The organism is Camelimonas lactis (genome assembly GCF_004342915.1).
GTDB lineage: Bacteria > Pseudomonadota > Alphaproteobacteria > Rhizobiales > Beijerinckiaceae > Camelimonas > Camelimonas lactis.
The window spans coordinates 1-6,153 of the sequence record NZ_SLWL01000038.1 but is presented as its reverse complement, the minus strand read 5'-3'; the positions used below and the strand labels follow the sequence as shown (position 1 = coordinate 6,153).

The following is a 6,153-nucleotide window of genomic DNA, read 5'->3' as shown; positions in this document are numbered from 1 at the left end:
TGCGGGGTGAACGTCACGACGTGACGGCCATGAATGTTTGGAACATCTGACCGGTGGCCATTCTTCGCCTGACGCAGGGTCAGGCCATACAGCCGAACGTCGTCAGTCAGCTGAAGATCAAACCGCGCGACGACCGTGCCGCCTGTTCGATCTGGGGTGATTCTCAAGATACGCATGCTGCACTCCTTTTAGGTCGCAGTTTCACGTTCCCGCCGGCGGGGCCGGCGGGGTGGTTTGTTCAGTGATGGTGGGGTGGAGGTTAGGCGGCGCTGAAGGAGGGCGGCCTGTTATCGTTGGCGGCCTGTAGCTCCTGCGACTCAATCCACGTCAGCAAGGTGGACTTGCGGGCACAGATCTTCGCGCCGATTCTGAATACTGGAAGGTGGTTCTGCGACACCGCGTGATACGCGGCGCGCTTGTCGAGGCGCAGAAAATTGGCGATTTCCTCTGCGCCATGAAGGATGTCGTCGGCTGGGCGATTCGTCATGGTCCCCTCAACAAATTTCCGATCATCTGGATCGTCCGATGGGTGAAGGTGTGCTCATGGCGAAGGTCGCCATGAAGCTCAGTGTCGAGCGGCGGATCAAATTCTAGGTTCCCGCCGGGTAGTTTCTTGCGGCCGCCGTATAGGACACGCCTGCGTTCTTCGTTGATCAATTCACCATCTTCATTGAAGTCGAGCGCTATAACTTCGATGAATGCCGTGGATTCTGGTTCGGCTATCGTTGTCTTTATCCAGAATGGAATACGCAGATCGTCGATTAGATCGACGGGGCTGCCCTGTATCTCAATTGCCAAGGCCTCCAAACTCCCGCTTGCAGCGGAGTTCAGAAGAGCCACAACCGCGTCAGCAAAGCGGTGATCTGCCGGCAAGGCCAGAAGCTCCGGCACAGCCAATGTTTCTTCCCAAGTTCCTTCTCTGACCCAGGTTTGGGCTTGGCGATGGATTGGGACGACCGAATCCTTCACCGCCGATGCACCGGCAACGGCGATCAGTAGATTCGCCGCGTCGCGGGTGGTCATGCGGGCGGCGCTACGTCCGCGACCGCCTTGGGTCAGTATCCCGGCCTCTCGCACATTCCGCATGTGGAGCAAGACGGTGGCCTCAGGGACGCCAGTAGCGCGGGCAATGCACTCACTCAGTTGGGTTGAACTTACCAATGCCGTCTCCAAACAGCGACCTGCCGATTGGGCGGATAATGGCACATGCTCCTACTGTGTACCACACATTCGGGGCATGTCAACTCCGACTGATTTTTTCGCAGTAGGAATTGACAGCAATTCCGACTGCGTGTTAATCAGTAGGAACGCTGATGACACCCAGCCGGTGGCGACCGGTAAGGAGCGGCAATGATGACTGACACCCAACCCGACTTGGTTATTGCGAAGGCGCTGTCTCTCGGTCTGATGGAGATGGATGCCGATAGAAAGTGTGGTGAGTTGCGATCAGTTCAGGAAAGGGAAGACGCTCGCACGGTGGCGACAAAGATCCGCGAGATGGTTCCTGATCTTGATGTGCTGGCCAAGATGTGTGCGGAGATCGAGCATAAATCATCGCCGCATATTGCTCGTGATTACCCAACATCGGATTCCATCTTTGGCCCAAACTTGTTCCGGGATGACGAGTATCGTTCCGGCTATCCGGAGGAACATCCTTGGGATGATGAAAGTGGGGAGCCCGAGCCGCCAACGTGGGCAGAGAGCAATGGTCTTGCCGAAGTGCGGGAAGACTTTATGCGGCGCCTGAAACTGATCCGCATGGAGCAACGCGAGGAGCATTTGCGCGAGAAGCGCCGCAAGGCCGCGGAGAAGCGGGAGGCCAAGCGGTTGGAGAGGCAATCTCAGATTGTGCGAATTTTGTCCGACAATCAGGTGAATATGTTGTCACCGGCCGCGTCTCACTACTCTGGTGGCAGTGTCCACTGACGCCACAACGTAAGACCTTGGTCCGGCGCTAGCCGGGCACCCCTTTCCCAAAACATTTGGAGACCAACATGTCGAGTATCGCTTCGGCAGCCGCTACCGTCTTGCCTGCAGTCCGGTCTGTCCCACAACCCCGCCGCGAGAGATTAAGACGCGCCGACACGGCGCAGTCCGCCACACGGAAGACACGACGCGCCATGAGGCCGGGTTCGGTTGTGCGCTACCAAGGGCACATTGGCATTGCGCTGGCGCGAAATGAGATGTTGGGCGGCGGCGTAGATGTCCTGATCGTCTTCAAGCCAAGCGGGTTTTTTATGCAGCGTTGGCTGCCTGAAGCGGACATAGACTTGGTCATGACTGCGGCCCAGAACGAGGCGGCTCCGGACGGATATGTCCTGATCCCCGAGATCGCCGGAAACTATCGCATAGAACGCAGGGCTGCTCTCCACTCCTGACGCCCCTTGGCCGACACCACCAGGCCTTATGCGGCGGGGCGGATGGAGATCACACACGGTAACGCCCCGCCGGGCGAGAATATCAATAGGATTTATCTGATGGCCAAGGTTCGAAAGCGGCTGCTTCCGAGCGGCAAGGTCACCTGGCTCGCCGATTATCGTGATGGGGCCGGTGAACGTCGGTCTCGCCAGTTCGCCACCAAGAAGGCTGCCGACGCCTTTTTGGTGAAGGCCCAGCACGAGGTTGGGCACGGAACCCATGTTGCTGACAGCGCATCGGTGACGGTCAATGAAGCCTGCCGTCTATGGATAGACCGGGCTGCGAATGATGGCCTGGAGAGGTCGACGGTGGATCAGTATCGACAGCACGCTGATATCCATATCAAGCCCGCTTTGGGCGGCCGGAAGCTGTCGAAGCTTACGACCCCGGCAATTCAGAAGTTCGCTGACGACCTCGGGAAGAGCGTGTCGCGCGTCATGGTCAGGAAGGTGCTCGGCTCCCTGTCAGGCGTCTTCGATGAGGCGCGCCGGCAAGGCTTCATCGCAAACAATCCTGTGACAGCCGTCAAGGTTGGCCGGCAATCCAGCCGCGAGGTCAAAGAGCTTGAGATGCCATCAAAGACTGAGTTGGCGGCGATACTGAACTCGACACCTGACCGGCACAAAGCGTTCATCTGGACGGCCGTGTTCACCGGGATGCGCGCCAGTGAGCTGCGCGGTCTCATGTGGCAGGACGTCGATCTTGATGCTGGCGTAGTGCATGTCCGCAGGCGAGCCGACAGGTACAACAACATCGGATTTCCAAAGTCCAGGGCAGGGACGCGGAAGATCCCCGTCCCCCCATCAGTGGTTGCACTGCTGAAAGGTTGGCGGGAAGAGTGCCCGGCTGGTGAGCTGAATCTGGTGTTTCCGAACGGCGCCGGTAACGTGGAGAACCACGGGAACTTGTTGGCGCGGATCTTCTGGCCCATTCAGATTGCGGCCGGCGTCTCCGTGGAAACGGGTGAAACGGATGACGAAGGCAGCCCCGTGATGGACGCGAAGTACAGCATGCACGCCTTGCGTCACGCGGCTGCGTCGATGTTCATCGAGCAGAGGATGACGCCGAAGCGAATTCAGGTGTTGATGGGGCACTCCAGCATCCAGATGACATTCGATGTCTACGGCAAACTGTTCCCTCAGGACGAGGACGACGCGGCCGCAATCAAGGCGATCGAGGATCGTCTGCTTGCCGCAAGGTAGCAGCTACTCCTAACGCCTCCATGCAACACGCCTGCAACACGATGCTGAAAACGTGTTTGAAAACAATAGCCCCAAGCGGAATCATAATCCGCGTGTCGGGGGTTCGAGTCCCTCCCTCGCTACCAAAGTTTCTTGAACGGAATCCGGAAGTCCGCCGCAACCCGCCAGATTTGGCGGGTTTTTGTGTTGCAGAAACAGTCGCGGAATCTCAATTGCTGTAAATTTGTGGTCCTGTAGTTCATGCTGACCTGGAGAAGCGCCTTCGCCAGCTGCTTCCGGATGTCGTGTTCCCGGCCTGGCGCCCGGTTCTGGTATCATCAGCGAATATCGGCTTGCCCGGAGGCGCTGCGTGATGATCGACCTGAATGAAATCGTCCGGAAATTCCGGGTTACCGATGGCGACGCTTTCCGCCTGAAGCAGTTTGATCCGGGCGAAACCTGTGGCCTCGATATCGAGAAAGACGAGGCGAAGCAGCTGCTTCAGGCCGGCGTCAAACGGCTGCGCGAATTGCAGGAGCGGCTCTATGCGCGCAAGCAATGGTCCGTGCTGATCGTGCTGCAGGCCATGGACACGGCCGGCAAGGACGGCGCCATCGAACATGTCATGTCCGGCGTGAACCCCCAGGGCTGCACAGTGCACTCGTTCAAGCAGCCCAGCGCGGATGAACTGGCCCATGACTTTTTGTGGCGGGCCGGTTGCCGGTTGCCGGCGCGCGGCCACATCGGCGTTTTCAACCGCTCTTACTATGAGGAAACCCTGGTCGTTCGCGTTCACGAGAACCTGTTGCGCGCGGAAGGCCTGCCGCAGCAACTGGTTGACAAGGACATCTGGAAGAAACGTTTCAAAAGTATCCGGGAGTTCGAGAAGCACCTGACCCGCAACGGCGTCGTGATCCTGAAGTTCTTCCTCAATGTATCGAAGGATGAACAGCGCCGGCGCCTGCTGGCGCGGATTGATGAGCCGGACAAGAACTGGAAATTCTCGGCGGCCGACATGGCCGAGCGGCGTTACTGGGACGATTACCAGGACGCCTATCAGCAGATGATCGCCCACACCGCTACCCGGAAGGCGCCCTGGTGCGTGGCGCCGGCTGACAACAAATGGTTCACCCGGATCGTCGTGGCCGCCACCATTATCGACACCCTGGGGAAACTTGATCTGGATTTTCCGGAGGTGGACGATGCGGCGCGCCAGGCCATGGCGGAGGCGCGCGCGCAATTGCTGGCCGAGGATGGCGCGGACGCGAACTGACGGCGGCGCGTCAGATCCCGGAGCGCCGGCGAATGAACATGTTTCCGGTGAACATGTGTCGGGGGAGGGGGCAAAGCGCCGGCCGGGACAAGCTGGCCTGGGGAACGACAGGCCCGGCGGGGCGGTTCCTCTCCTGCCCCCTGCGTGATGCGTCCGGCGTATGGCGGGGCGCGGGGGTAATCCTGGGAGGCGCAGATGTCCGTCACCGAACCGCCGCCAATGTCCCGCGCAACCGCGACCGGCTACGCGATTGGCCTGCCGCTTGCGCTGGTCGCGCTGGTGTTCGGGCCGGTCGGGCGCCTCGACTGGCTGCCGGGCTGGCGTTTCATTGTTTTTCTCGTCGTCGTTTATGGGATCGCCGCGTGGGTGCTGGCGCGGGTGAACCCGGTTATCTTTCGCGCCCGCAGCCGCTTCCAGCCCGGCACGGAGCGCTGGGACCTGATTTTGCTGGCGCTGATGCTGCCGGCGATGTTGCTGGAGATACCCCTCGCTGCCCTGGATGCGGGCCGGATGATGTGGTCAACGGTCCCGCCGGCGATTGTCCTGCTGGGTTATGTGCTGCTGGGGGCGGGCATTGCCCTTGGCGCGTGGGCGCAGGCAGTCAACCGCTTCTTTGAACCAGGCGTGCGGCTCCAGCGGGAACGGGGCCAGCAGGTCATCTCCACCGGGCCGTACGCGATTGTCCGCCACCCGGGCTATGTTAGCGCCTTCATGGTGTTCGCCGGCCTGGCGCTGGCCCTCGGCTCGTACTGGGCGCTGGTTCCGGCGGCGGTGGCCAGCGCCATCCTGATCGTGCGCACGGCGTGGGAGGACGCGCTGCTGCGCGCCAGGCTGGATGGCTACGCGGCCTATGCCGGCCGCGTGCGCTACAGGCTGCTGCCAGGCGTCTGGTGAACGCCTCGGCCAGTTCGTTGCATGGCGCGAAACGTTGGCCGCCGAACCGGATCAGGATCATTGCCGCCGGCGCGCTGGTCTTTCGCATCATGGTAAATTCGTGGAAAAATTAGAAAATATCTATTGTCATTAATGTAATTATAAGTAATCGTTCTGATGAACTATATCAGGAGGTCAGGCGGAGGGCTGCGGAATGAGGCGCTGCGGGTGTCGTCGCGGGTTGGTGCTGGCGCGGTCCCTGTCGGGAGCGGCCGCCATGGTGGGGGGCGTGGGGCTGGCGGTCGCCGCCGACCTTCCGATGACGAAGTCCGCTCCGGTTGAGTATGTGAAAGTTTGCGCGACGCACGGCGTCGGCTTCTTCTACATTCCTGGCACGGACACCTGCAT

Annotated in this window: 8 protein-coding genes; 6 read left to right on the top strand and 2 right to left on the bottom strand. The window is 60.3% G+C overall.

Annotated features, from left to right (window positions below; translation table 11 throughout):
• Positions 1-259 precede the first annotated feature (259 nt).
• Together EV666_RS17910 and EV666_RS17905 are read right to left on the bottom strand one after the other, a co-directional pair.
• Positions 260-487 (bottom strand): helix-turn-helix domain-containing protein, encoded by a 228-nt coding sequence (locus EV666_RS17910; RefSeq protein WP_132010984.1) that lies wholly within the window; start codon positions 485-487, stop codon positions 260-262.
• Positions 484-1,023, bottom strand: coding sequence for a hypothetical protein (locus EV666_RS17905; protein ID WP_132010982.1), 540 nt, complete (start codon positions 1,021-1,023; stop codon positions 484-486). The genes EV666_RS17910 and EV666_RS17905 overlap by 4 nt, the downstream gene beginning before the upstream one ends.
• 327 nt (positions 1,024-1,350) lie before the next feature.
• On the opposite strand from EV666_RS17905, the gene EV666_RS17900 reads away from it, so the two are divergent.
• The 6 genes from EV666_RS17900 to EV666_RS17875 all read left to right on the top strand — a co-directional run.
• Positions 1,351-1,926 (top strand): hypothetical protein, encoded by a 576-nt coding sequence (locus EV666_RS17900; protein ID WP_132010980.1) that lies wholly within the window; start codon positions 1,351-1,353, stop codon positions 1,924-1,926.
• Positions 1,927-2,120: 194 nt separating this feature from the next.
• Entirely contained in the window at positions 2,121-2,378 is a 258-nt protein-coding gene (locus EV666_RS17895) for a hypothetical protein (protein ID WP_132010979.1), read from the top strand.
• 6 nt (positions 2,379-2,384) lie between these two features.
• Positions 2,385-3,620 (top strand): tyrosine-type recombinase/integrase, encoded by a 1,236-nt coding sequence (locus tag EV666_RS17890; RefSeq protein WP_245514512.1) that lies wholly within the window; start codon positions 2,385-2,387, stop codon positions 3,618-3,620.
• A gap of 352 nt (positions 3,621-3,972) precedes the next feature.
• Complete coding sequence (locus EV666_RS17885) at positions 3,973-4,872, top strand: polyphosphate kinase 2 family protein (RefSeq protein ID WP_132010977.1); 900 nt, start codon at positions 3,973-3,975, stop codon at positions 4,870-4,872.
• 195 nt (positions 4,873-5,067) lie between these two features.
• The gene (locus EV666_RS17880; protein WP_207906455.1) at positions 5,068-5,766 is read left to right on the top strand and encodes a methyltransferase family protein; all 699 of its coding nucleotides are present in this window, start codon (positions 5,068-5,070) and stop codon (positions 5,764-5,766) included.
• A gap of 193 nt (positions 5,767-5,959) precedes the next feature.
• Positions 5,960-6,153: porin (locus tag EV666_RS17875; protein ID WP_207906454.1), on the top strand; the 194-nt coding region annotated here is incomplete at its 3' end.